General features: G+C 62.2%; 23 protein-coding genes. 11 read left to right on the plus strand and 12 right to left on the minus strand.

The window, feature by feature from the left end:
* Window positions 1-5: 5 nt before the first annotated feature.
* Genes L8F45_RS03430 through L8F45_RS03445 form a run of 4 tightly spaced genes read right to left on the minus strand, consistent with a single transcriptional unit; the run spans window position 6 to window position 4,715 of the window.
* A complete protein-coding gene (locus tag L8F45_RS03430) occupies window positions 6-1,181 on the minus strand; it encodes a thiolase family protein (protein WP_425329977.1) in 1,176 nt (391 codons plus the stop codon).
* A complete protein-coding gene (locus L8F45_RS03435) occupies window positions 1,178-1,897 on the minus strand; it encodes an ABC transporter ATP-binding protein (RefSeq protein WP_342361489.1) in 720 nt (239 codons plus the stop codon). Before L8F45_RS03435 ends, L8F45_RS03430 begins: the two co-directional genes overlap by 4 nt.
* A complete protein-coding gene (locus tag L8F45_RS03440; RefSeq protein ID WP_342361490.1) occupies window positions 1,894-3,660 on the minus strand; it encodes a branched-chain amino acid ABC transporter ATP-binding protein/permease in 1,767 nt (588 codons plus the stop codon). Before L8F45_RS03440 ends, L8F45_RS03435 begins: the two co-directional genes overlap by 4 nt.
* Window positions 3,657-4,715 carry a branched-chain amino acid ABC transporter permease gene (locus L8F45_RS03445; RefSeq protein ID WP_342361491.1) on the minus strand — a complete coding sequence of 353 codons (1,059 nt, stop codon included), beginning with the start codon at window positions 4,713-4,715 and terminating at the stop codon, window positions 3,657-3,659. Before L8F45_RS03445 ends, L8F45_RS03440 begins: the two co-directional genes overlap by 4 nt.
* A gap of 73 nt (window positions 4,716-4,788) precedes the next feature.
* Here L8F45_RS03445 and L8F45_RS03450 point away from each other — a divergent pair, with 73 nt between their 5' ends.
* From L8F45_RS03450 to L8F45_RS03460, 3 genes are all read left to right on the plus strand, one after another.
* Complete coding sequence (locus tag L8F45_RS03450; RefSeq protein WP_342361492.1) at window positions 4,789-5,346, plus strand: winged helix DNA-binding protein; 558 nt, start codon at window positions 4,789-4,791, stop codon at window positions 5,344-5,346.
* A 327-nt stretch (window positions 5,347-5,673) separates the two neighbouring features.
* Window positions 5,674-6,834, plus strand: a complete 1,161-nt coding sequence (locus tag L8F45_RS03455) for an ABC transporter substrate-binding protein (RefSeq protein WP_342361493.1) — start codon at window positions 5,674-5,676, stop codon at window positions 6,832-6,834.
* 48 nt (window positions 6,835-6,882) lie between these two features.
* Complete coding sequence (locus L8F45_RS03460; protein ID WP_342361494.1) at window positions 6,883-7,686, plus strand: aspartate/glutamate racemase family protein; 804 nt, start codon at window positions 6,883-6,885, stop codon at window positions 7,684-7,686.
* Window positions 7,687-7,747: 61 nt separating this feature from the next.
* Here L8F45_RS03460 and L8F45_RS03465 read toward each other — a convergent pair whose 3' ends face one another.
* Together L8F45_RS03465 and L8F45_RS03470 are read right to left on the minus strand one after the other, a co-directional pair.
* Window positions 7,748-8,461, minus strand: coding sequence for a DUF899 family protein (locus L8F45_RS03465; protein ID WP_425329978.1), 714 nt, complete (start codon window positions 8,459-8,461; stop codon window positions 7,748-7,750).
* Between the two features lie 99 nt (window positions 8,462-8,560).
* Window positions 8,561-9,322 carry a VOC family protein gene (locus L8F45_RS03470; protein WP_342361495.1) on the minus strand — a complete coding sequence of 254 codons (762 nt, stop codon included), beginning with the start codon at window positions 9,320-9,322 and terminating at the stop codon, window positions 8,561-8,563.
* Between the two features lie 92 nt (window positions 9,323-9,414).
* On the opposite strand from L8F45_RS03470, the gene L8F45_RS03475 reads away from it, so the two are divergent.
* On the plus strand, window positions 9,415-9,870 hold the full coding sequence (locus L8F45_RS03475) for a MarR family winged helix-turn-helix transcriptional regulator (RefSeq protein WP_342361496.1): 456 nt from the start codon (window positions 9,415-9,417) through the stop codon (window positions 9,868-9,870).
* Window positions 9,871-9,965: 95 nt separating this feature from the next.
* On the opposite strand, the gene L8F45_RS03480 is transcribed toward L8F45_RS03475, so the two are convergent.
* A complete protein-coding gene (locus L8F45_RS03480; protein ID WP_342361497.1) occupies window positions 9,966-10,136 on the minus strand; it encodes a hypothetical protein in 171 nt (56 codons plus the stop codon).
* A gap of 977 nt (window positions 10,137-11,113) precedes the next feature.
* Between L8F45_RS03480 and L8F45_RS03485 the strand changes: the two genes are divergently transcribed.
* Complete coding sequence (locus tag L8F45_RS03485; protein WP_342361498.1) at window positions 11,114-11,617, plus strand: DUF3455 domain-containing protein; 504 nt, start codon at window positions 11,114-11,116, stop codon at window positions 11,615-11,617.
* A gap of 299 nt (window positions 11,618-11,916) precedes the next feature.
* Here L8F45_RS03485 and L8F45_RS03490 read toward each other — a convergent pair whose 3' ends face one another.
* On the minus strand, window positions 11,917-12,513 hold the full coding sequence (locus tag L8F45_RS03490; protein ID WP_342361499.1) for a YdeI/OmpD-associated family protein: 597 nt from the start codon (window positions 12,511-12,513) through the stop codon (window positions 11,917-11,919).
* Between the two features lie 315 nt (window positions 12,514-12,828).
* Here L8F45_RS03490 and mauJ point away from each other — a divergent pair, with 315 nt between their 5' ends.
* A complete protein-coding gene (gene mauJ, locus L8F45_RS03495) occupies window positions 12,829-14,259 on the plus strand; it encodes a methylamine utilization protein MauJ (RefSeq protein ID WP_342361500.1) in 1,431 nt (476 codons plus the stop codon).
* Window positions 14,260-14,289: 30 nt separating this feature from the next.
* On the opposite strand, the gene L8F45_RS03500 is transcribed toward mauJ, so the two are convergent.
* Window positions 14,290-15,465, minus strand: coding sequence for a vWA domain-containing protein (locus L8F45_RS03500; RefSeq protein WP_342361501.1), 1,176 nt, complete (start codon window positions 15,463-15,465; stop codon window positions 14,290-14,292).
* A 154-nt stretch (window positions 15,466-15,619) separates the two neighbouring features.
* Here L8F45_RS03500 and L8F45_RS03505 point away from each other — a divergent pair, with 154 nt between their 5' ends.
* The gene (locus tag L8F45_RS03505; protein ID WP_342361502.1) at window positions 15,620-16,039 is read left to right on the plus strand and encodes a tautomerase family protein; all 420 of its coding nucleotides are present in this window, start codon (window positions 15,620-15,622) and stop codon (window positions 16,037-16,039) included.
* A gap of 154 nt (window positions 16,040-16,193) precedes the next feature.
* Here L8F45_RS03505 and L8F45_RS03510 read toward each other — a convergent pair whose 3' ends face one another.
* From L8F45_RS03510 to L8F45_RS03520, 3 genes are all read right to left on the minus strand, one after another.
* Window positions 16,194-16,745 (minus strand): Spy/CpxP family protein refolding chaperone, encoded by a 552-nt coding sequence (locus L8F45_RS03510; protein ID WP_342361503.1) that lies wholly within the window; start codon window positions 16,743-16,745, stop codon window positions 16,194-16,196.
* Window positions 16,746-16,878: 133 nt separating this feature from the next.
* A complete protein-coding gene (locus L8F45_RS03515) occupies window positions 16,879-18,723 on the minus strand; it encodes a cation:proton antiporter domain-containing protein (protein WP_342361504.1) in 1,845 nt (614 codons plus the stop codon).
* Window positions 18,724-18,789: 66 nt separating this feature from the next.
* Entirely contained in the window at window positions 18,790-20,034 is a 1,245-nt protein-coding gene (locus tag L8F45_RS03520; protein WP_342361505.1) for a COG3904 family protein, read from the minus strand.
* 175 nt (window positions 20,035-20,209) lie between these two features.
* Here L8F45_RS03520 and L8F45_RS03525 point away from each other — a divergent pair, with 175 nt between their 5' ends.
* From L8F45_RS03525 to L8F45_RS03540, 4 genes are all read left to right on the plus strand, one after another.
* Window positions 20,210-21,058 carry an AAA family ATPase gene (locus tag L8F45_RS03525; RefSeq protein ID WP_342361506.1) on the plus strand — a complete coding sequence of 283 codons (849 nt, stop codon included), beginning with the start codon at window positions 20,210-20,212 and terminating at the stop codon, window positions 21,056-21,058.
* A gap of 113 nt (window positions 21,059-21,171) precedes the next feature.
* Window positions 21,172-21,324, plus strand: a complete 153-nt coding sequence (locus tag L8F45_RS03530; protein ID WP_342361507.1) for a hypothetical protein — start codon at window positions 21,172-21,174, stop codon at window positions 21,322-21,324.
* A gap of 83 nt (window positions 21,325-21,407) precedes the next feature.
* The gene (locus L8F45_RS03535; RefSeq protein WP_342361508.1) at window positions 21,408-21,935 is read left to right on the plus strand and encodes a SixA phosphatase family protein; all 528 of its coding nucleotides are present in this window, start codon (window positions 21,408-21,410) and stop codon (window positions 21,933-21,935) included.
* 187 nt (window positions 21,936-22,122) lie between these two features.
* Window positions 22,123-23,508, plus strand: a complete 1,386-nt coding sequence (locus L8F45_RS03540; protein WP_342361509.1) for a flagellar hook protein FlgE — start codon at window positions 22,123-22,125, stop codon at window positions 23,506-23,508.
* Window positions 23,509-23,525: the final 17 nt, after the last annotated feature.

Raw genomic sequence — 23,525 nt, forward strand, 5'->3', positions numbered from 1 at the left:
GACGGTCAAGCCGCCGCCAGGATCGCGGCGCCTGTGCAGAGACCGCGATCGAAATTGATCATGCCAAAACCTGATGCGAGCCCATGGCGCGCCTTCTCGACTTTTGCGCCGAGAGTCTGCCCGGTGAGTTGGCGGATCGCCTCGACAAGGCCGAGCGATCCTCCGGCCGCGCCAGCCTGCCCAACCGAAAGCTGCCCGCCCGACGTGTTCAGCGGAAATGTGCCGTGTGTCTCAAAACTGTTTCTACGTATGAAGTCCGGCCCTTCGCCCTTGCGGCAGAAGCCGAGATCCTCGATCTGCAACAGGCTGATGACGGGATAATCGTCATAAACTTCGACGAAGTCGATATCTTCAGGCCCGACGCCAGCTATGTCGTAGAGCGCATCGCGATCAACCGCCCAGCCGCCGCGATCCTGAATGGGATCGTCGCGAAACGCGTTATGACGCTCGATCGCGCCCTTGAGACGCGCGTAAGGCACGCTGAGCTTCTGCGCGCGCTCCTCGGTCATCACCAGAAAGGCCTCGCCGCCGGCGCAGGGCATGACGCAGTCGAACAGGCGCAAGGGGTCAGCGATCAGTCGCGCATCGAGATACTCGTTGAGCGTCAACGGTTTCTTGAACAGGGCGTGCGGATAATGCAGCGCGTTGACGCGCTGCGCCACGCACAGCTTGCCGAAATCCGCGGGCTCCGCGCCATAGGTTCGCATGTAATAATCAGTGAGAAAAGCGAAGCTCGTGTTGGGGCCGCCGGCGCCATAGGGATAAACGGCGTCCTGCGCGAACATACTGAAGGTCGCGGTGCTCAGACGAAAGCTGTCGACGTGATTGGCGTCGGCTGCGACGCAGGCGACGATCTCGGCGTCGCCGCATTGCACGGCGCGCGCCGCGCGGCGCAAACTGACAATTCCCGACGCGCCGCCCATCGGAATATGATCAAGCCATCGCGGCGACAGTCCGAGATGTTGCGTCAAGCCGACAGCGGTGTCTGGCGCCAGCGTGAAACTTGCAGCGCAGAGGCCGTCGATATCGTCTTTGGCGACGCCAGCAGCGTCAATCAGACCTTTGAGGGCGCGCGCCATGAACCAGTGCGCGCCGCGGATCGAGAAGCGCTCATAGGGAACCGTGACCGGCGCGGCGAGAACGATTCCGTCATAGGCTGCGGGAGCGCGCGCCACGATCAATGGCTGCCGCCGAGATAGGTCGCCTGCACGCGGCCGTCATGCAGCAACGCGCTCGCTTCGCCCGACAGCGCGATCTCGCCGGTCTCGAGCACATAGCCGTAGTCGGCGACTTCGAGCGCTGCGCGCGCGTTCTGTTCGACGAGCAGAATGGAGACGCCTTCCTCGCGCAGCTTCGCGACGATGCGCAAAATTTCGCGTACAATGAGCGGCGCTAAGCCCAGGCTCGGCTCATCGAGCATCAACAGTCGCGGATTCGACATCAGCGCGCGTCCGAGCGCGAGCATCTGCCGTTCGCCGCCTGACAAGGTGTCGGCGCGCTGCTCGCGCCGCTCGGCCAGTCGGGGAAATCTGGAATAGACGGAGTCGAGCGCGTTCTTGACGAAGGCCTTGTCGCGCCGCCTGAGATAGGCGCCGAGAATGAGATTATCGAAAACGGTGAGGGCGCCGAACAGTTCGCGCTTCTCCGGCACGAGGCAGACGCCGCGTTCGGCCCGCTCCTCCACATCGAGGCGCGAGAGATCGTCGCCTCTGTAGAAGAGCCCTCCGCGCGACGGAAGAAGCCCCATTGCGGCGGCGAGCAGCGTGGTCTTGCCAGCGCCGTTGGGACCGATCACCGTGATGATCTGGCCTTCCTCGAGTTTGAGCGAGACGCCACGCACCGCCTCGACCTTGCCGTAGGCGACATGGAGATCGCGGATCTCCAGCATGGCGGTCACGCGACGCCTCCGAGATAGGCTTCCTGCACTTTCGGATTGGCGCGCACGGATTCAGGATCGCCTTCGGCGATCTTCGAACCGAAATCCATAACGACGACGCGGTCGACGAGACCCATGACGAAATCCATATCATGCTCGACGATCAGGATCGTGACGCCTTCACCGCGCAACTGGCGCAGCACAGCGGCGAGCGCGTCTTTCTCCCTCCGTCGCAACCCTGCAGCCGGCTCGTCAAGAATGAGGAGGAGCGGGTCGCTCGCAAGAGCGCGCGCCACTTCCAGGATGCGTTGCCTGCCAAGCGGCAGATTTCCCGTGAGATCATGCGGCTTGTCGCCAAGGCCAACGCGTTGGAGCTGGCGATAGGCTTCATGCATCGTCCGACTCTCTTCGGGCCGGTCGAGCCGCACGATGCTCCGCAGAAACCCGGCCGACGTGCGCGCGTAGAGACCCAGCGCGACATTGTCGATGAGGCTCATGCCCGGTCGCAATTTCACATGCTGGAAGGTGCGCGCGATTCCGAGCCGTGCGATCTGGGGCTGGGCCAGATCGCCGATCTCCTTGCCCATGAACGCAATGCGGCCGTTATTGGCGCGGAGCGCGCCGCTGAGCAGGTTGAACATGGTGCTCTTGCCGGCGCCGTTCGGGCCGATGAGCGCGAGGATTTCGCCAGCCTTCACGTCGAAGCTGACGGCATTGACGGCGACAAGACCACCGAATTTTTTCACGGCGCGATCGATGGCGAGCATCGGGGCGCCCCGCTCGGGAAAGGAGCGACGCGGCAGCGCCTCCGCCGCCGAAGGCGCATTGCGCATGACTCTTGGAAGCCGTCTCAGGACCAGCGCAACCAGTCCGCCGCGTGCGTTCTGCAGCAGCAGGATAAGCAGCACGCTGAAGACCACGATCTCGACCTGCGCCGGATTCGAACTGACGCGCGGCAGCACATCCTGCAGCCAGTTCTTCATGAGCGTGATCAGGGCCGATCCGGCGATTGCTCCCGAGATATATCCGCCGCCTCCGACGATCGCCATCAGGAGATATTCGATGCCGGGGCGCACGTCGAAAGGCGCAGGACTGACGAAGCGATTCATATGCGCGTAGAGCCAGCCGGCGACGCCGGCAAAGAGCGCGGCGATGACGAAGACGATGAGGCGAGTGCGGAAGATGTCGACGCCGAGACTTCCCAGAAGAACGCTGCCGCCGCGTAGGCTGCGAACGGCCCGTCCTTCACGTGAATCCAGCAGGTTCGCAGTCGCGAGCGTGGCGAGCAACACCACAAACCAGATCAGGTAGAACAGCGATCGGGAGTCGCCGAGAGAAAGAGAGCCGATCGTGATCGGAGGAATGCCCGGAATACCGGTGTTGCGGCCGAGTCCTTCGACATTGCCGAACAGGAAATAGATCGAGATGCCCCAGGCGATCGTGCTGAGCGAGAGAAAATGTCCGCCAAGCCGGAGGGTTGTGAAGCCGATCGCGAGCGCGGCGAGCCCGGTCGTCGCCAAGGCGAGAACGAGGCCAAGCCAGGGAGAGGCGCCCTCGATGGCTGTCGCCCAGGCTGTGGAATAGGCGGCGATGCCGACAAACGCCGCCTGGCCAAAGGAGGTCATGCCGCCAACGCCGGTGAGAAGCACGAGGCCAAGCACGACGAGCGTCGACACGCCGATATAGTTGAGAAGCGTGATGCTGAAGCTGCCGAGAAGAAACGGCGCGCAAGCCAGCAACGCCACGGCGGCGATGATCAAAGCCGTGCGGAGCGACGATTTCACGCCTCGATCTCCTCGCTCTCTTCCTCATCGGCGTGAGCGGCGCCCCATGAGCGCCACACCAGCACGGGAATGAGCAGGCTGAAAACGACGACTTCCTTGAAGGCGCTGCTCCAGAAGGAGGCGAAACTTTCGAGAATGCCGACGAAGATCGAGCCGAGCGCGGTGATGGGATAACTGACGAGACCGCCGACGATCGCGCCGACGAAAGCCTTCAGGCCGATGATGAAGCCGGAGTCGTAATAGATCGTCGTGGTCGGTCCGATCAGCAGCGCCGACACGCCGGCGAGCAGCGATGCGATGAGATAGGCGAAGGTTCCGGTGCGCGACGGCCTGATGCCGACGAGCCGCGCGCCAACGCGGTTGACGGCGGTTGCGCGCAGCATCCGCCCGATCATCGAGCGCTCGAAGAAGAAAAAGAACAGAAGGCTCAGGAGGGCTGCCGCGATGAGCGTCAGCAGCGTCTGGCCGGACATGATAATCCCGGCGCCGAGATCGAAGACGCCGTCGATCAGTGGACGCGTGCGGAATCCTTCGGCGCCGAAGAAGATCAGGCCCAGCCCGCTGAGCGCGAAATGCAGCGCAAGCGCGATGATGAGCAGCATGAGCACCGGCGCGTCGGCCGCCGGGCGAAACGCGATGCGGTCGAGCAGCGGCGCAATCGGAAGAACGAGAGCAAGCGCCAGCAACGCCTGCAGCCCGTATGGCGTCGCCGGCGTCGCTGCGAACCAGGCGAGCGCGCAAGGGATCATTGGCAGCACGCCATAGAAAAGAAGCGAGCGCGGAATCTTCGCGGCTTCGGCGCGGCGCAGAAGGCTGACGGTGTCGACAGCGCAGGCGACGACAGCCAACGCGGCGACGAGCCAGATGGTGGCCGGCGGGCGGCCAAGTTCGAACGCCGCGAGCGTGAGCGCGCAGAAGGCGGTGATGTCGCCGAACGGCACGAAGACCACGCGGGTGACTGAGAAGATCAGCACCAGCCCGAGTCCGGCGAGAAGATAGATCGCGCCGTTCGCCAGGCCGTCAATCAGCAGGATCAGCGCAATATCAAGCGACAAAGCGTGCGGCCCTCGGTTGCTCGATCCAATACAGTAATTTATATGATTGAAAAGCGATTTTATGGAGTCGGAAATGGCCGACAAGACCCTTGCACAGGCGCAGTCGACCGCCGGGGCGCCTGACATCCCGCCAGTCGAGGGCGCGATCAACGCGTTCGAGTACGCAGCGTGGCATTTCGGGTCCGCCTTCGCGCGCTGGCGGCGTGACTGCCTGTCGGTCATGCCTGGCATCGATCTGGGGGGAACCGAAGCCTCGATCCTCCACGTTCTGCATCTCAACGGCACCGCCAAGGGGCTCAGCGATATCGCCCGCCTGCTGCATCGGGACGACCTCGCGAATCTGCAATATGGCCTGAAAAAGCTGCTTTCTCTCGGCTATATCGAGAAGGCGGGAGAGGGCGCGTCGCGTCGCCACGCGACCTATGCGACGTCGAAAACAGGTGCTGCGATCGTCGACGCCTACATGCTGCGCCGGCGCGAATCCCTCATCCGCCTGGCGGCGACCATGTCGGGAACGGAGGGAGCGCTGCAGCAGGCGACGGCCATCCTGCATGTCATGACCGGCCTCTACGATCAGGCCAGCACAATCGTCACCAGCCCCGTTGGAGACCAGACCGGCTTTCTTTCCTAAATACGAAATCGCTGTTTGAAAGCTCGATTTCATCTGCTCAACAGCAAGCTCCATCCTGCGATCTTGCGCAGCAATATATTTCATGCCTAAAATAATTTGGCTGGCAAGGGGGAGCGAGGCGGTTGAGCGGTCGCGGTTCGATTCCTGGCGTGTTTGCGGGGTTGGCGACCTCGATCAGCGTCAGCGCGCGGCCTCCTGTCTCCTCCCCATCGCCGCCGCGACCATTTCCTGTCCCTTTCGTCACGCCGCGCGCTTTCGCGTCTCGGGCGATGCTTCGCTTTTCAGCGCGCGAAAGGACGGGCCGATTTCGCTTGGAGGAGTGAAGCCATGTTCAGGCCCAAAATTCGCGGATTTATCGCAGCCGCCGCCATGCTCGCGGCGTCGACATCTTTCGCATCCGCCGACATCACCGTCGGCTTCATGACCGGTTATACGGGTCCCGGCGCCTCGATTGGCATCCCCTATGGGCGCGGGATCGCGGCCGCGATGGCGTATCTCGACACGATCGGCGGCCAGAAGATCAAGCTCGTGCAGATGGATGATGGCGGCGATCCCTCCGCGGCCGCACGCAATACGCGCAAGATGATCGAGGAGGAGAAGGTCGACATTCTCATCGGAACATCGGGCGCGCCGGGCACGCTCGCGATGGCGGCTGTCGCCGTCGAGCAGAAGACGCCGATGATCGCGATCTCGCCGATTCCGCCTGTTGCGACAGGTGACGGCGGCCCATGGGTTGTTTCGATTCCGCAGCCGCCAACGCTGATGGTGTCCGCAGTGGTCGAGCAGATGAAGAAGAACGGCGTGAAGACCGTCGGCTATATCGGCTTCACCGACGCGTGGGGCGATCTCGTCTATGACGCGCTGATGAAGGCGGCGGAGCCCGCAGGCATCAAGGTGCTCACCAATGAGCGCTATGCCCGCGCCGACACCACCGTGACAGCGCAGACGCTGAAGATCATCGCGGCGCGGCCCGACGCCGTGATGACCGGCGGCGCCGGAACGCCTGGCGCGCTGCCGTTTCTCGCTCTCAAGGAGCGCGGCTATCGCGGGCCGATCTATGGCACGCACGCGCTCATCAATCCCGACTTCATCCGCGTTGGCGGCGCTGCGGTCGAGGGCGTGCTGGCGCCGACGGGGCCGGTGATCGTCGCCGAGCAGTTGCCAGATTCAAATCCGATCAAGAAGATCAGCATGGATTTCCGCGCCGCGCATCTGAAGGCGAACAATATGCCGGCGACCGATGCGTTCTCCGCCTATTCGTTCGACGGGTGGCTGGTGTTCGCCGATGCCGCGAAGCGCGCGCTGGCGAATGCGCAGCCGGGAACGCCGGAATTCAGGGCCGCGCTTCGCGCCGCGCTGTTCACCACCAAGGATGTCGTCGGCACGCATGGCGTCTACACCTATACGCCGGCCGGGCTCTACGGGCTCGACGAGCGCGCGCGGGTGATGGTGACTCTGGAGAAGGGTCAGTGGAAACTCATGCAGTGAGCCTGCTCTTGGGATATTGATCAGCGGGCGGCGCCAAGCCGCTCGCGAATGTCAGCACGGTCGAACGTCATGAAGCCGATCCGCATCTGGTATCAGAGCTATGTCGATTATGAGAATGGCAAGACCTATTGGGATCGGCTGCGCGCTCACTTGAACGATATCGTCGACCCCGGCACGACGGTCGACGTGCATGGCGTCACGCCGCATAATTCCTATGCCCATTCTCTCGTTGAATTTCGCTGCGCGCGCGAGATGATCTGCAACGCCGTGCGCGCCGAGCGGGAAGGTTACGACGCCTTCGTGATCGGCCACTTCCAGGACGCCGGACTTTATGAAGCGCGCTCGGTCGTCGATATTCCGGTGCTGGCGCTCGGCGAAGCGTCGATGCTCTACGCGTGCCAGCTCGGACAGCGCGCCGGAATCGTGACGATCAATCCACGCTTCATTCCCTGGTTCCGGCATCAGATCGCGAAGTACGGTCTGGAGAAGCGCGTGTCCGGCGTGCATTCCATGACGTTCGAGCCCGGCCAGATTCTCAAGGCCTATGAGTCCGACGCGTTGGCCGACGAGGTCGAGGCGCTGTTCGCCGAGCAGGCGAAGCCGCTAACCGCCGACGGAGTCGATACGCTGATTCCCGGCGGCGGCATTCCCATGCTGCTGTTTTCGCGGTTGCGCGAGCATGCGATCGGTGGCGCGCCCGTGATCAACGGCATCCCGATCGTGATCAAGATGGCGGAGATGGCGGTGAAGCTGCGCAGGCTGACGGGCCTTGGCGTCAGCCGCGCATCGGAATTCATCAAGCCGCCGCCTGAGATCATCGCCGAGTTTCTGGCGCATCCCAAGGGTTTGTGAGTCATCGCAAGGCGAACCTGTTCGCGCCGCAGCCTTTGACTGCGACGCAAATGCGAATTCTTTAGCGGTCGTAATTCAGCTTCGGATACCAATCAGTTCCGCGACCTTCCGGCGTGCAGTCAAGCACCATCCAGAGCGGCGCGGGATCTGGCGCGCCGCGCGGATCCTGACCGGGATCGGCGGTCGATCCCGACATTTCGGCCGACCAGAAATGGCGGATCGTCCCGTCGTGATGCGTGAACACGTTGAGCGCCGGAATTTCCGAGCCGTCGGGCAGCACGCCGAAATAATCGCGCGAATAATTTCCGTTGAGATCGCTGTAGAGACGCAAGTTTTTCCAGCCGCGCTCGCGCTTCCATTCGACGAGGCGCGAAAGCGGCGAGCGCGCGATCACCGCGAGCGAGACGCGCTGATCGATGTCAGCGGCATTGCCCTCCCACGCGCCAAGCAGATTGGTGCACATGGGGCAGGGGCGTTCGCGCTGCGGGCCGAACATGTAGCTGTAGAGAACGAGCGTACGCTTGCTGCGGAACAGGCCGGCGAAATCAACCTCGCCCTCTTCGCCTTCGAAGCGATAGTCGCCAATGACTTCACCGCCTTGCGGCAGCGCGCGCCGTTGCGCCGCGACGCGCTCGATATGACGACGCAGTTCGATCTCTTCGGCAAGTAGGGCCGTGCGCGCCGCGCGATATTCCGCGCTCTCGTTGCGGATGCGGACGGGATTGTCGTTCGCGAGCTTTTTGGCGGGCACAAGAATGTCAGACTTGATGTTCATCTGTTCCTCCAGATGCTTTGAATTCAAGACTGGCGGTTTCAATCGCTTCACGCATTCGCGCGCCGATCTCGCGCGAATGCGTGGAGCTGAATCGCATTCTCAACGCTTCGGAGCGACGAGCCCGAAATAGGCGCCTTGCGGATCAGCGCATTGCACGATCCATTGGCCGCCGGGCACTTCCGCCGGTCCCATCATCACCGCGCCGCCTCCGGCCTTCACGCGCTCGGCTGCGGAATCGATCGCGGCGACGTTGAAGTAATAACCCCAATAGGGGCGCGGAATCGCTTCCGGCTTGGTCATCATGCCGCCGATCGGTTCGGCGCCGGCGGCGAAGAGCTGATACATTCCCATCGCTCCCATGTCGAAAGCGTCGGCCTTCGTCCAACCGAACATTTTCTCGTAGAAGGCGAAGGCCGCTTTCCACTCTCCGGCATAAAGCTCGCGCCAGCCGATCGTTCCGGGCGCGCCCTTGGGAAATTCCGGCGGCGCTTCGTGGGAGAGGCCTTTCGCGGCGTAGAACACGGCGCCCTGCGGATCGGAGACGACAGCGAAGCGAATAATGCCTTCGACCTCGATCGGGCCTTTATGCAGCGCGCCGCCTTCTTTTTTGATTTTCTCGACTGCGGCGTCGACATCGTCGACCGCGATGTAGCCAAGCCACGCGGGTTTCGCGCCCTGCTTCGCGACTTCGTCGGGAATGGGCATCAATCCTGCGACGCCCTGACCATTGACGGTGAACAGCGTGTAGTCATGACCGCCGCCTGCGTCCTGCGTCCCCCAGCCGACCACGTCGCCATAGAATTTCGCGGCGGCCTTCGCGTCCGACGTCATGATGTCGTACCAGAAGAAATTTCCCTTCATGTCGTCTCTCTCTTGTGCGTTTGTCGAAGTCCCCTTGCGGCATCCAATTGACAGTATAGGTTGATGTCAACATATTTATTCCCGTGGATAATGTGCGACCCATTGAAGCGCTCACTTATGACGTGACGATCCACGTCAGGAATGCGTGCCTGTGCCTCGCGGCGCAGAGCGCGGCGCGCGCGCTCGCCCGCCGCTTCGATGAGGCGCTGCGGCCGCTTGATCTCACCAACGGCCAGTTTTCGCTCATGATGTCGCTCAACCGGCCGGAGCCGCCGCCGATGAAGCCGGTCGCTGATCTGCTCGCCATGGATCGCACGACGCTGACGGCGGCGCTGAAGCCGCTCGAGCGGCGAGGGCTGGTGCAGATCCGAATCGATCCGGAAGATCGTCGCGGCCGCCGGCTGGCGCTGACGGCGAAGGGGAAGAAGCTGCTTGCGAAAGCGCTTCCGATCTGGACCGGGCAGCATGCCGAGATCGAGAAGCGATTGAGCGCGCCCGATGATCTCAGGCGCGAACTCGCGATCCTGTCGCGCGTGGACGTATCCTGAGAATTTGCGCGCCGCGTTCGATTGTGGACGGCCTCGCCAAATAAAAAAGCGGGCGATGAGCGCCCGCTTCAAAATCTGTTTTGTGAGTGTCGTGATCAGACGCAGTAAATGGCCGATCCCACCTTGCGGCAAACCTTGTACGCAAACTGCTGGCCCTGCGGCGCCGAAACCTGGCTCTGCTTCGCGGGCGATGTCGGCGCGACCTTCGCCACGGCGATCGCCGGCGCGAACAGGAGGGCTGACAAGACAAAAGCTGCAATCTTCATATGCAATGATCCCCCGATAGCGTTCGGAATGATTGAACGCCGCGTTAACCATAAGTTGGCCGGCTGAACGCTTCAATAAGGATTTCACTTTTTTGCGCTGCGAAATGCGACGCTGTCGCGCCGATATCTATCCAGCATGTCATTCCGGGGCGCTCCGTAGGAGCGAGCCCGGAACCCAGAGGATCGTGCAGGCGGAACCATTTTCTGGGTTCCGGGCTCGATGCTTCGCATCGCCCCGGAATGACGGCTGAAAGATAGGCGCGCCAAATTCCCGTGTTCGAAGCACGGCTCCATTCCTCTCCCGCTTTGATCTCTCTTTCCGTCTTCCTCGCATCCTTGCTCCCTTGGGGAGCGCGGGGCGGTTTGGTTCACGCGCTACTGGCGAAGCGCGCAAAGGATGTTGTGAGGAGCCAGTCGCCAGAAGGTGGCGAACCGACCGCCCCGCGCGCGGCGTTTTCAGGCTTGCTCCGCAAGGGCGCGGGAGGGCGGACATTCTGGCCTTCCCTTTCTCCTGCGCAGGGCCCCCTTCACTTGAAGAGGCTCTCCTTGTCGGGAGCCTCCGCGGTGGAGGCTGACTGCGCCGGCGTCCTGTCCTTGGACCGCTTCACGACCTCGCGTCTTGGGCCCGGCTCGCCGCTCAGGGGGCGTTACTCCACACCTCGCAGCAGCCGCCGCTCCTCTCCCGCATCCCGAAACGCTCGCGAGACGCCCCGTGTGGGAGAGGATGAACAGAATATAGGACTATAATCAGTAGGCGTCAAGTCCTATCTTGCGGTCGCTGACGATGAAGCATCCCTCTTCCGCGTTGTGACGTCAGCCGCCGTCGCATTGTTCTCGCGGGAACAGCTCGGTGCGGCCGCGCACGTCACAAGGAGCGCGGCGACGGCCAAACGGCTCGGAGCGCGACCGCGCGCCTTGTGATCGAATCCCGGCCGGACGATCGTCAGAAATTCAACTGATGCGAAGGAGAATTCGCCATGACCCGATCACCCTCCGCGATCATCATCGCGGCGCTCCTGACGATGGCTGCGATCGCCGCGAAATCGCAGACGCCTGAGGCGATCAGCGCGCCCGGCGAGGATCTGATCATGACCGCTCATGCCGAAGGCGCGCAGATCTATGAATGCAAGCCCGACGCGGCGGGGCGGCTGACATGGCAGTTTCGCGAGCCCGTCGCGTCTCTGTTCGTGGACGGCGTCACGATCGGCCGACACTATGCCGGCCCGAGCTGGGAATTGAGTGATGGCGGTCTCGTCACGGGCAAAGCTGTCGCGCGCGCTCCTGGCGTGACGCTGAATGACATTCCGCTGCTGAAGCTCGAAGCGACCGTGCAGCGCGCAGCCGGCAAACTCGCGCGAACGATAAGCGTCCTGCGACTCAACACCAAAGGCGGCGTCATGGAAGGCGCTTGCGAGAAGCCCGGCGCGATGACAAGCGCGCCCTATGCGGCGGATTATGCGTTCTACGCGAAGCGGAGTTGATGGGGCGAGCGCGCATCTTTCGCCGCTGCAAAGAGTGCGCATTCGCAATCGCCTCTCGCGTCTATCGCGTCTTTCCTTCCCGCGTCATCGCCGGGCTTGACCCGGCGATCCAGTTTTCTTCCGCGATATTGAAGCGAGGGTCTGGATCGCCGGGTCAAGCCCGGCGATGACGTCTGAAGGGAGGGGCGGCAGCGTCCGCGGTTTGCTTGAGTCCAGCGTCGCAGAATGTCGTGCGCGCTAGGTTCTTGTTTGTCGCAACGTCTCACGGAAAACCGGTTCCCACTTTTTCGCACGTTGCTCTAGCTCTTCTTCTGCGGATGGATCGTCTCGCCGCGCATGAGCATCGCGACGAAGCTCTCGATCTTCTTCCTTCGTCCTGCTTCGGTCTTCATGTTTCCGACGCGGAAGATGAGCGCGAAGCGGTTCTGCGCGTTGAGTTTTGCGAGCATCGCTTTCGCCTTCGGCTCGGCGTCAATGGCCGCCTGGAGATCGCCGGGCATCGCGGCGTCCCCGGCGCGATAGGCGCGATCCCAGCGGCCGTCGGTCTTCGCCGCGTCGACCTGCTTCAGGCCGTGCGCTGTCATGCGGCCTTCTTCAACGAGGCGCGCGACATTGTCGATGTTGATCTTGCTCCATGTGCTTTTTTTGCCGCGGGGCGTGTAGCGTTGGAGATAGCTTCTGTCGTCGAGGCCCTTGCGAACGCCGCCAATCCAGCCCCAGCACAGGCAGACGTCGATCGCCTGCGTCGGCGTGATCGACTTCAGCCCTGAATCGACCTTGTGAATCCTGATCCAGAGCTCGTCGGCCTTGTCGTGGTTCCTGGAGAGCCATGCGGCGAAGGCGTCGGCGGTTTTGAACTCGCGGATTTTTGCGGGGTCGACGATCACTGGAGCCATGGGTTGATCCGTGCTTTCGTCAATTCATATCCCCTGTTGAATCGACGATCGCAAGGGTCGACTGCGAATCTGGTCGGTGCTTCGCAATCTGGTCTGTTACCTCTTCTGCGCGGCGACCTTGAGGATGATTTCTTCGAGCGGCTGGTAAAGATACTCACGGCGCTCGACTAGGACATCGAGATCGTGATGCAGCCGCATCAGAAAATAGGCTAGCGGAAGGATCGTGTTCGAGCCGTGGACTGCTTAGTATTGATCAGTGGTTTGACTTGTGTTCTGCGTGGTGCCCGAATGATATCGGACGTAAGCAGAACTCATATGTACGCAAAAAATCTTGAGCGTATTCTTGATCTCCTTTCCGAGCGTTGCGATGTTTCGCCCGGTCATCCAGGTGAACATAGCGAACGTTTTAAATCATTGCGCGACTACGCAATGTTGCCGCGGGGGCGTGAGCGGCGCGAAGAACAACTTTCCAACAGACATATCGCTAACGCCGTGTTGGGCCTTATATCGTTACGACCCGGATGGGCCGGGCTTGGCGCAATCATTCTTGCTGATCTTCGGCCTGTAGGAAGTATTGATGCATCTTTCTTTGGAGCAGAAACGCTCAGCGATGCTGTTCAGATTCTACTTGCGAGCGAAGATGCCAGGAAGGACTTTCTTCAGTTGACCATTACGCTTGCCGAAACTGGAACTAACAGCAACGGCGGAGCTACTCTACTGTATCAGTCGAGCGGTGCTAGACGACAAGCCTTTTTCGTTTCCAAAATGGCGGTGTCTCTGCTTTCGCCCGGACGCGAGGTGAACTTTGATCCTGAGAAGCACCGCCTGAATTCCGCGGCAGCGCGAGAGATGACTTTTATGCCGAAGTTTTTCCACGAACTCGCTAAAGAGCTCGAAATAGCAAAGCTATTTCCTAAGCCCGTCGATGGTGATGGATCAGAGTATGACGCCGAGGAAGCTGAGAAAGAACGCTATCGTAATCTTGGTGTTCGGCCTAACTCGCGTTTCATAAATATAGGCGTCGATAATCAGGTCATATGGCCCAAAGAAGAGAAGCTCATCAAATTTGATCGTTATACTTTAGTTCTGATGCCAAAGACAAAAGACAACGTTCAATCTGTACATATGGATCTGGTTGCCAACAGACTTGATGATCGCGATGCTATGACCGTGATAAACCGCTTCTTGAGCATCATGGCATGGTGTGACGACAATTTCGCTGTTGCTCAGGGCGGATGGTCAGGTAATCCTGTCCCAGTTCCTGTTCCTAAGCGCGACCTCGCTTTTACGACGGCCACCAACTACATCTTTGATCGGAAATTTCCTGCGTCCGAGGATGCTATGCGTGCGCTTGCGCTTTATCGTGAGGCGCGGAATGCTCAGCAGAATTCGCTCGTTAGCTATGCTGTATTGAACTTCTACAAGATCGTTGAGATGCGATATCAAGGAAAAGAAACTCTAAGGAAATGGTTTCAACAAAATTTTGAAAAGCTGCGCGAAGAAGGAAAAAATAAAGACGACGTTCAGGGATTCCTGCAACTTTGCGCTAACATCCCACCTCACAAGTATATTCATGACTCCTGTCGTATTGCAGTCGCTCATGCGGGAAAGCATTCAAAATCTGACCCTGACGATGCGCATGAGATAGTTCGATTGCATACTGCAGCGCGCATCATGCGCCTTCTGGCACGACGATTTATAAAGACAGAATTTGCCGTCTCAGGCTTAATATATTCTGGCGACTAACATAGTGTGCGTTTTGGCGTCGTCGCGCCCCTACCTCACCAACTCTCGCATCGCCGCATCAATTCCCTCAAGCGTCAGCGGATACATGCGATCCGCCATCAACTGCCGGATCACAGTGATGGAATGCGTGTAGCCCCAGTGACTCTGCTTCACCGGGTTCAACCAGGCGACGTGATGGAAATGGCTGGTGAGCCGTTGAATCCAGGCTTGCCCCGGCTCCTCGTTCCAGTGCTCGACGGAGCCGCCGGGCTGCACGATCTCGTACGGGCTCATCGACGCGTCGCCGACGAGAATGACGCGATAATCCGCGGGATAGGTGCGGATCACGTCCCAGGTTTCGGTCTTCTCGTCGAAGCGGCGGCGATTGTTCTTCCAGACATGCTCGTAGAGGCAGTTGTGGAAGTAGAAATACTCCATGTGCTTGAACTCGGCCTTCGCGGCCGAGAACAATTCCTCGACCTGCCTGATGTGCCAGTCCATCGAGCCGCCGATATCGAAGAAGAGCAGCACCTTGACGGCGTTGCGGCGCTCGGGCCGCATCTGCACGTCGAGCCAGCCATGCTCCGCCGTTGATTTGATCGTGTTGTCGAGATCGAGCTCGTCGGCCGCGCCCGTGCGCGCGAATTTGCGCAGGCGGCGCAGCGCGATCTTGATGTTGCGCGTGCCAAGCTCGACGGTGTCGTCGAGATCCTTGAATTCGCGCTTGTCCCACACCTTCACCGCGCGGAAATTGCGGTTGCCGTCCTGGCCGATGCGGACGCCTTCGGGATTGTAGCCATAGGCGCCATAGGGCGACGTGCCTGCGGTGCCGATCCATTTGTTGCCGCCCTGATGGCGGCCCTTCTGCTCCTCCATGCGCTTCTTCAGCGTCTCCCAGAGCTTGTCCCAGCCCATCGCCTCGATTTGGGCTTTCTCCTCGTCGCTAAGATATTTCTCCGCGAGCTTGCGCAGCCATTCCTCCGGGATTTCGGCTTTGGCGATCGCGTCGCCGAGCGTCTCCAGACCCTTGAAGGCCTGGCCGAAGACCCGGTCGAACTTGTCGAGATTGCGCTCGTCCTTCACCAGAGCGGCGCGGGAGAGATAGTAGAAATCCTCGACCTTCTTTTCCGCGAGGTCGGCGTCCATCGCCTCCATCAGCGTGAGATATTCGCGCAGCGTGACCGGCACGCCGGCCTTCTTGAGATCGAGGAAGAAGCTCGTGAACATGGGGCGAGTTTCGCCGGAGGCGGGAGCAGGTCAAGGCGGGGAAGCGCGGCCTCTCAATTTATGCTGATATGGAAATAATAAATTGCTTTTCCTCTGTCTTAATTTCCAAGCTGGAACAGATAACTTTCGGCCAACCCACTCACTGGAGGCCGCAATGCCCATCCTGACAGCCCGCTACACCAACCCCAAGGGCGAGCCCGACGCGCGGTTCAAGATCGTCGCCGCGCTCGCCGAATTCACGCAGTCGATCCTGCGGAAGCGGCCGGAGGTGACCTCGATCCTGGTCGAGGAGGCGTCCGGCGATCATTGGCTGATCGGCCGCAAGCCGCTGAGTTCGCATGGGCTCGCGACCTTCTTCCTCGACATCAAGGTGACGGCGGGGACCAACACCAAGGAGGAGATCGCGGCCTATATCGATGCTGTCCATGCGCGCGTCGGCGCGACCGTCGGCCCGCTGCATGAGGCGAGCTACATCGTCGTGGATGAAGTACCGGCCGCCAACTGGGGCTTCGGCGGGCGCACGCAGGAGGAGCGCTTCATCGCCGGCCGCAGCCGGCCGGCGATGGCGGCGTAGAAGGTTCGCTGGCTGGGAGCGCGTCATGCCCGCGCTTGTCGCGGGCATCCACGTCTTGCTGGCTTCGTCAATTTAAGACGTGGATGGCCGGGACGAGCCCGGCCATGACCATCTGGAAAAGCAAGGCGTCTCTAATCAGGCGCCCTTCGGCTTCTCAACGTTGACGCCAGGAGCCGTTTCCGGCGCCGTTCGACCAGCGCGCTTCGCCGCCGCCGCGCATCAGCGCGGCGAGCCGGCGCTTCTGCGATTCGTCGAGCGATTTCGCCAGCGGATCGACGGCGTCGGCGAGCCGATTCATCTCGGCGGCGCGGGCGCTCATCACCTCGGCGGCGCGGCGAAGCCTTGTCGCGGGATCGAAATCCTGCCGGCTCTGGCGCATGGCGTCGCGCTGGCTGCGGAACTGCTGGATGCGCGCAACGCGCTGCTTCGCGTTTTCGCGCAGCGCCGTCTCGACCGCCGGCCAGTTCTTTTCCTGTTCGGGCGTCAATTGCAGGCCGGCCTTCAGCGCCGCGATGCGGGCGTTGGTGAAGGCGGCGTCGTCCTCGGCGCTGAAGCGCAGCGGCTCGCGCTGCTGGTCGGGGCCGCGCCCCGGCCCCTGCGGTCCTGTTTGCGCGTAGGCGAGGGCGGTGGACACGGCGAGCATGGCGGCTGTGAAGGCAAGTCGGGAATAGCCAAGTCGGGAATAGGCAAGTCGGGAATGTCTCATCGATGGTTCTCCAGTGATGACGAGATGCTGGCCCTCAAATCCCCGGCGGCCACCTTAATTGTTCATGAAATGTTCTTAATGTGCAAGAGGCGCGCAGGCGAGGCGGCGCAGATTTCCCGGCTTATTCGCCTGCTTATTCGCCCTGTCCGCCGGCGGCGCGGGCCTGTCCCTTTTCCTGGTTCTTCTCCTGGATGCGCGCCATGCGCGCCCTGAGCTTGCTGCGCGCGTCGGCGCGGCCGGCGGGCTCGATCTTGTTGATCTCCGCCCTGTTGCGGTCGCGGACCTCATGCACCTGCGCCAGCACGAGCCCCATCGGCGCGCCGAGGCCAACGAGCAGCGCTTCCGAAAGCTGCAAGCTCGCTTCGAAGGTCTCGGGCACGGCTTCGTCGACGCCCTGCGCATGCAGCGCGCGGGCGTGCGCCATATCGCGGGCGCGGGCGATGATGAGAATGTCCGATCTCTCTGCGCGCACGGCGGCGACGATGCGCTCCACCGGCTTCTGCGGATTGAGCGAGATCACCACGGCGCGCGCCCGCGCGATGCCGCAGCGGCGCAGAAATTCCGGCCGCGTCGCATCGCCGTAATAGATGCGCCGGCCGGCCTCGCGCTTGGCGGCGACGCGGGCCAGATCCTCGTCGATCGCGTTGAAGGGAATCTTGAACTCATCGAGCATCGAGCCGATGAGCTGGCCGGCGCGGCCATAGCCAAGCAGCAGCACGCGCGAGACGTCGTCTTCCGGCGGCGGCTCGAAATCGGCCGCGGGCGCGGCTTCGGCGCGCGCGCGTGGATTGAGCTTCGCGCCGATGAGAGCGAGCAGCGGCGTCGTCGCCATAGAGAGAGACGCGACGGCGAGACCGATCGACGCCATGTCAGCAGGCATCGCGCCATTCTCGCCGGCGGCGGCGAGAACGACGAAGGCGAATTCGCCGCCGGCCGCGAGCAGCAGGCTGGTTTCGAGCGAGGCGCGAACGCCGATGCGGTAGAGCCGCGCGAGCAAGTAGAGCAGAGCCGCCTTGATCAGCATCATGCCAAGCGTCAGCGCGACGATCACATGCGGACGGCGCAGCACTTCGCCGAGATCGATGCTCATGCCGACGAAAAAGAAGAACACGCCGAGCAGAAGCCCGCGGAACGGCTCGATCGTCACCTCGATCTCGCGGCGATATTCAGTCTCCGCCAGCAGCAGCCCGGCGATGAAGGCGCCAAGCGCCATCGACAATCCCGCCATGGCGCTGACCTGCGCCGTCGCCGCAATAACGAGCAGGCAGGCGGCCATGAACATGTCGGTCGATTTCTGCTCGACCACGAGCCGGAACAGCGGCCTGAGCGCGAGACGCCCGACGCCGATGATGACGACGATTGCGATCGCGACTTTCGCTACGGCAAGCCCCAGCCCGCCAGCGAGATTGGACTGATCGCCGGAGAGCACGCCGATCACGAACAGAATCGGGATGACGGCGATGTCCTGAAAGAGGAGCACGGCGAAGCTGGCGCGGCCGGCGGTGGAACGCAGCCTTTTCGATTTCGCCAGCACCTCGATGACGATCGCGGTCGAGGACAGCGCGAGCGCCGCGCCGATGATCGCCGCGGGGCGGATCGGCAATCCCCAGAGGATCGCCGCGACGGCGAGCGCGGTCGCGGTCGCCGCGACCTGAAGCGCGCCGAGTCCGAAGACGAGGCGACGCATGGTCGTCATGCGCTCGAACGAGAGTTCGAGCCCGATCATGAACATCAGAACCACGATACCGAATTCAGCGACGCCGGCGATGCGTTCGCGGCTTGTCACCGCGAAGGGTTCGAGAAGGCTCCATTTCGAGGCCAGCGCGCCGAGCGCGTCGGGGCCGAAGACGACGCCGGCGAGGAGATAGCCGAGCACGGGGTTGACGTTGAGGCGTGCGATCAGCGGAACGACGACGCCCGCAGTCGCGAGAATGACGACGGCTTCCTTGACCGCGATGGCTTCTGAGATTCCGGACATGAGGCGAAGATGGCGGCAAAGCCTCTTCGCGTCGATGAAAATCCTTCCGCTTTTAGCGCAGAGGGATCAGCGCGTCTGCTGCGCGCTCTTCTGCAACTCTTGCTTTTCGCTGCAGGCGGCGAGCATCGGCGCGACATTGTCGGCGAAACCCGTGGTCTCCACCTTCAACACGTCGCGCTTGCCTGTCGCGGCGGCCTGAGACTGCGGCGCGAATGTGAACTGGCCGGCGCTCGCGACGATGCGTCCGATCTGGTCGGGATTAAGCGAGGCGCGGATCCAGAAGGAGGAGCCGAAGCCGATCGCGATCTGCGAGATGTCGACCGGCCGCTCCACCAGATCAAAGCCGCCCGCCGCGATGATCTGCTGCGCCAGCGCTTTCTGCCGCGCTTCCGGCATGCCGCGCAACGTGATCTGCATGCCGTAGCGGCCCTGCGGCGCGCAGGCGACGGCGACGCGCAGGAAATCGGCGTCGCTGACGAGAATCGATTCGCGCCATTCGCCCGACGGGCGCGGCGGGCTCCAGCGCCGGTCGATCGGCAGCGCGGCGGTCGTTGCAGCGGCCGGGCGCGCAGGGGCGGGAGTAGCTTGCGGCTGCGAGGCCACGGTTTCGGTCGCGGCGCGCGGATTGCGCAGAAGCTTCGGCAGCGTCGAGGCCGGCGCGGTCACCACGCGCCATTCGGCGAGCGTCTCATGCGGAATGAAATCGACCTTCTCGAAGGGCACGTTGAGCTGCGCCTCGACGAGGCGCTGGTCGATGCTCATTTCACGCGCATAGGCGAGCCATTCCGAGACCGTCTTCAACTGGCCGCGCATGTCGCGGACGGTGACGGCGTTGTCGAGATTTCTGAAACCTTCTGATGTCGGCGAAAACTGATGCACGCCGAAGACCGTGCCGGGTGAGATGCGCCGCTCCACGCCGGCGGCGAGCACCGAATTACACATGGAGATGCATGCGCCCGGACGTATCTCGATCGCGCCATCGGGCCGCTCCGCGACCTTCCCGGCGATGACGGACGCTTGCATCGCGCGTAGCCGGCGACCCAGCGCCCAGCCGGTTGAAACCTTGCCGCCGCCGGAATCGATGATGAAGTAGAACGGCTTGCCGCCGATCTTCTCGCGCGCGACGAAGTCATTGAATTTCGTCAGCGTATCGGGGCCGATGCCGCCATTCGCCTGCACGACGTCGCAGTTGCGGCAGAGGTTCGGAGCATCAACTCGCGCGAAGGTCATTTCGCCGCCGGCGGGAACGCCTTGCGCGCGCGCCGGCGCCAGGCTGGCGAGAACGAGAAAGGCGATGGCGGTTCCGCGCATGACGCGAGCTCCCGACGGATGATCTTGCCCCCGAACGCGACCCTGCTCCGAAGCTCGCCGCCGCTCAGTGCGTCCGCGCACCCGCGAGCAGTTCCCGCTTGCGGCGAGCCGAACCGTTGCGGTCCGGTCCCTCGCCCCCTAGAACGAAGATCGAATTCCTCCGATCGGGCTTTCAATGCGCTTTTCAGGCACTTCGTCTTACGTTGCGACCGAAGACCTCAACGTCGCCGTCAATGCGGCGATCACGCTCGAACGCCCGCTGCTGGTGAAAGGCGAGCCCGGAACCGGAAAGACGGTGCTTGCGGAGGAAATCGCCAAGGCGGTGAAGGCGCCGCTGCTCACCTGGCACATCAAGTCGACGACCAAGGCGCAACAGGGCCTCTACGAATATGATGCGGTGAGCCGCCTGCGCGACAGCCAGCTCGGCGATCCCCGCGTCTCCGACATCCGCAACTATATCAGGCGCGGAAAATTGTGGGACGCCTTCGCCGCCGAAGCGCGTCCCGTTCTTCTGATCGATGAGATCGACAAGGCCGACATCGAATTCCCGAACGATCTCCTGCTCGAGATCGATCGCATGGAGTTCTACGTCTACGAGACCGGCGAGACGATCAAGGCAAGGCAACGCCCGATCGTCGTCATCACCTCGAACAACGAGAAGGAGCTGCCGGACGCATTTTTGCGTCGTTGCTTCTTCCACTACATCAAGTTTCCCGACGCCGAGACGATGTCGAAGATCATCGATGTGCATTTCCCCGGCATCAAGAAGAAGCTTGTCGAGGAAGCGCTCAAGCTGTTCTTCCAGGTGCGCGAGGCGCCGGGCCTGAAGAAGAAGCCTTCCACCTCTGAATTGCTCGACTGGCTGAAGCTGCTGATGGTCGAGGATATCGGCGCGGAGACTCTGCGCGAGCGCGACACGCGCAAGCTCATTCCGCCGCTGCATGGCGCGTTGCTCAAGAACGAGCAGGACGTCCATCTCTTCGAGCGGCTGGCCTTTCTCGCGCGGCGCGAAGGCGGGCGCTGAAGCGCATGCTTAATGAGATATGAATTTCTTTCGCGGCCTTTGCCACGAAGCATTGGAATAAATTTGAAACAATTGTGACAGGCTGCATGGGCCTCTTGAAGGAGAGTGATCCCATGCTGTCGGATCTGACTCACATCGAATGGCCCTGGCTCAGGCTCATCATCTTCGCCTGCGTCGTTCCCCTGATCTGGTGTTTCCTGCTGGTGCAGATCGCCGCTGACGCCGCTCGCGCGCCGGCGCGCGTCCGGAGCCGCAAGCGCAACTGATCGCGGGATGACAGGCCCTGCGGCGTTGAAACAGGCGCTGCCGGCAGGTTTGTGTCTGCGCCGGATTCGCTTAAATTGCAGCGATGCGCCGCCTCATCCTGCTTCGCCACGCCAAATCCGACTGGCCGCAAAACACGCCCGACCATGACCGGCCGCTTGCGGCGCGGGGACGCGATCAGGCGCCGCTGATCGGGCGCTATCTCGCGGAAGAGTTGATCACCCCTGATCTCGCGATCGTCTCGACGGCGCGACGCGCGCAGGAAACATGGTCTCTCGTCAAAGAGGCCTTCCCGGAAAATGTCGCGCAGCGCGATGAGCCGCGCCTGTTCGCCGCCGCGGCTGATCTCATCATCGCGCTGGTTCAGGGCGCGAACTCGACGGCCCGCACCATCATCTGCGTCGGTCACAATCCCGGATTTCATGATGCGGCGCGCATGTTGACCGGGCATGGCGATCGCTACGCCTTCTCGCGCATGCAGGCGCATTTTCCGACCTGCGCGTTTGCCGTGATCGACTTCGACATCGAGGATTGGGCGGCCGTCGCGCCAGGTGAAGGCCGTCTCGATCGCTTCCTCACGCCGAAGATGCTGGGCGGCGAGGACGCGCCATAAAACGGGGAGGAAGTCGGCAATTCCTGCCGACCCCACGTATGAATCCACGACGAATCTGCCGCCTCCGCCAAATCAGGCGCAGAATAACATATTGAAATAATTCGCCGATGTTGCTGGCATAGCGATTGCGAAACAAGCCCCGGAGCATGCCGCGGAAATCGGTTCCGCGCCGCCAGAGGGCTGTAGTATGGGCGTTTTCGGTGCGATGATCACGGCGGTGTCGGGGCTGCAGGCGCAGTCCTACGCGCTGGAAAACATCTCGGGCAACATCGCGAACTCGCAGACGACGGGATTCAAGCGCGTCGACACCGGATTCCTTGATCTCGTGACGGACGCGCCGCGCAACCAGAGCGTCGCCGGCTCGACGCTGTCCTTCTCGCGCGCCACCAACACCGTGCAGGGCGACGTGCAGACCACGGGCATCCCGACCAACATCGCGCTTAACGGCCAAGGCTACTTCGTCGTCGGCGAGCGCACCGGCACCAATGGCGACACGCCGGTCTTCTCGAACAATCAATTCTATACGCGGCGCGGCGACTTCGCGCTCGACAAGAACGGTTATCTCGTCAATGGCAGCGGATATTATCTGCGCGGCGCGACGATCGATCCGCAGACCGGCACGACGGTCACAGCCTCGACCGACCTGATCAAAATTCCTTCCTCGCAATTGTCGGCGCGGCAGACGAGTGAAGTGCTCTATAGCGGCAACCTGCCGAGCCTGCCTCAGACGAACTATCAGAAGACCAATGGCGGCGCGACGTCCGAACTGATCCAGCCCTCGACCTACACCACCGATCCCGTGGCGACGGGAACCGTGATCGCTTCCGACGACGACACGTTCCTCAATCAGAGCCTCGCGGCCGGCTCAATGACGATCTACAACGATATCGGCGCGCCGGTGAACGTGCAGATGCGCTGGGCCAAGGTGTCTGATCCCGCCTACACCACTTCGAATCCCGCGTTCGGCAGCACCGAAGCGACCTGGCAGCTCTTCTATCAATCGAATTCGACAGCGACAGGTTCGGCGGTTCAGTGGACGCGGCTCGGCACCAATTTCACCTTCGCGTCGAGCGGCCAAATGACCTCGCCGACAACCGTCAATTCGAACGTCACGGTTGATGGCGTGACGGTGACGGGCGTCGATTTCACCTTCCCGACGCTGACGCAGTTCTCCGACGCCAACGGCCAGATCACCAACAGCTCGGTGACCCAGAATGGCTATTCCGCCGGCGAGCTGCTGAGCGTCGCCGTCGGCGCCGACGGCCGCATCTCTGGCACTTACTCCAACGGCCAGGTTGCGCCTCTGGCGCAAATCGCGGTCGTGCAGTTCCAGGCCGACGACGCGCTGAAGCGGCGTGAAGGCGGCGCCTTCGAGCAGACGCTCGAATCCGGCCAGCCGACGCTGGGCCTCGGCGGCGCCACGCTGGTCGGCGGTTCGCTCGAAGCGTCGAACACCGACATCGCGGACGAATTCTCCAAGATGATCGTGACGCAACAGGCCTACAGCGCCAATACGCGCGTGATTTCGACCGCGCAGCAGATGCTGCAGGACACGATCAACATTATCCGGTGAGTCAGGCGTTCTAACCA

It is taken from the genome of Terrirubrum flagellatum, from assembly GCF_022059845.1.
Lineage (GTDB): Bacteria > Pseudomonadota > Alphaproteobacteria > Rhizobiales > Beijerinckiaceae > Terrirubrum > Terrirubrum flagellatum.

What these genes read in the sequence shown, in the direction of transcription:
- L8F45_RS03450 (WP_342361492.1), top strand. Translation starts at nt 4,789, where the DNA reads ATGGCCGACAAGACCCTTGCACAGGCGCAGTCGACCGCCGGGGCGCCT.
- L8F45_RS03455 (WP_342361493.1), top strand. Translation starts at nt 5,674, where the DNA reads ATGTTCAGGCCCAAAATTCGCGGATTTATCGCAGCCGCCGCCATGCTC.
- L8F45_RS03460 (WP_342361494.1), top strand. Translation starts at nt 6,883, where the DNA reads ATGTCAGCACGGTCGAACGTCATGAAGCCGATCCGCATCTGGTATCAG.
- L8F45_RS03465 (WP_425329978.1), bottom strand. Translation starts at nt 8,461, where the DNA reads ATGAACATCAAGTCTGACATTCTTGTGCCCGCCAAAAAGCTCGCGAAC.
- L8F45_RS03470 (WP_342361495.1), bottom strand. Translation starts at nt 9,322, where the DNA reads ATGAAGGGAAATTTCTTCTGGTACGACATCATGACGTCGGACGCGAAG.
- L8F45_RS03480 (WP_342361497.1), bottom strand. Translation starts at nt 10,136, where the DNA reads ATGAAGATTGCAGCTTTTGTCTTGTCAGCCCTCCTGTTCGCGCCGGCG.
- L8F45_RS03485 (WP_342361498.1), top strand. Translation starts at nt 11,114, where the DNA reads ATGACCCGATCACCCTCCGCGATCATCATCGCGGCGCTCCTGACGATG.
- L8F45_RS03490 (WP_342361499.1), bottom strand. Translation starts at nt 12,513, where the DNA reads ATGGCTCCAGTGATCGTCGACCCCGCAAAAATCCGCGAGTTCAAAACC.
- mauJ (WP_342361500.1), top strand. Translation starts at nt 12,829, where the DNA reads ATGTACGCAAAAAATCTTGAGCGTATTCTTGATCTCCTTTCCGAGCGT.
- L8F45_RS03500 (WP_342361501.1), bottom strand. Translation starts at nt 15,465, where the DNA reads ATGTTCACGAGCTTCTTCCTCGATCTCAAGAAGGCCGGCGTGCCGGTC.
- L8F45_RS03505 (WP_342361502.1), top strand. Translation starts at nt 15,620, where the DNA reads ATGCCCATCCTGACAGCCCGCTACACCAACCCCAAGGGCGAGCCCGAC.
- L8F45_RS03510 (WP_342361503.1), bottom strand. Translation starts at nt 16,745, where the DNA reads ATGAGACATTCCCGACTTGCCTATTCCCGACTTGGCTATTCCCGACTT.
- L8F45_RS03515 (WP_342361504.1), bottom strand. Translation starts at nt 18,723, where the DNA reads ATGTCCGGAATCTCAGAAGCCATCGCGGTCAAGGAAGCCGTCGTCATT.
- L8F45_RS03520 (WP_342361505.1), bottom strand. Translation starts at nt 20,034, where the DNA reads ATGCGCGGAACCGCCATCGCCTTTCTCGTTCTCGCCAGCCTGGCGCCG.
- L8F45_RS03525 (WP_342361506.1), top strand. Translation starts at nt 20,210, where the DNA reads ATGCGCTTTTCAGGCACTTCGTCTTACGTTGCGACCGAAGACCTCAAC.
- L8F45_RS03530 (WP_342361507.1), top strand. Translation starts at nt 21,172, where the DNA reads ATGCTGTCGGATCTGACTCACATCGAATGGCCCTGGCTCAGGCTCATC.
- L8F45_RS03535 (WP_342361508.1), top strand. Translation starts at nt 21,408, where the DNA reads ATGCGCCGCCTCATCCTGCTTCGCCACGCCAAATCCGACTGGCCGCAA.
- L8F45_RS03540 (WP_342361509.1), top strand. Translation starts at nt 22,123, where the DNA reads ATGGGCGTTTTCGGTGCGATGATCACGGCGGTGTCGGGGCTGCAGGCG.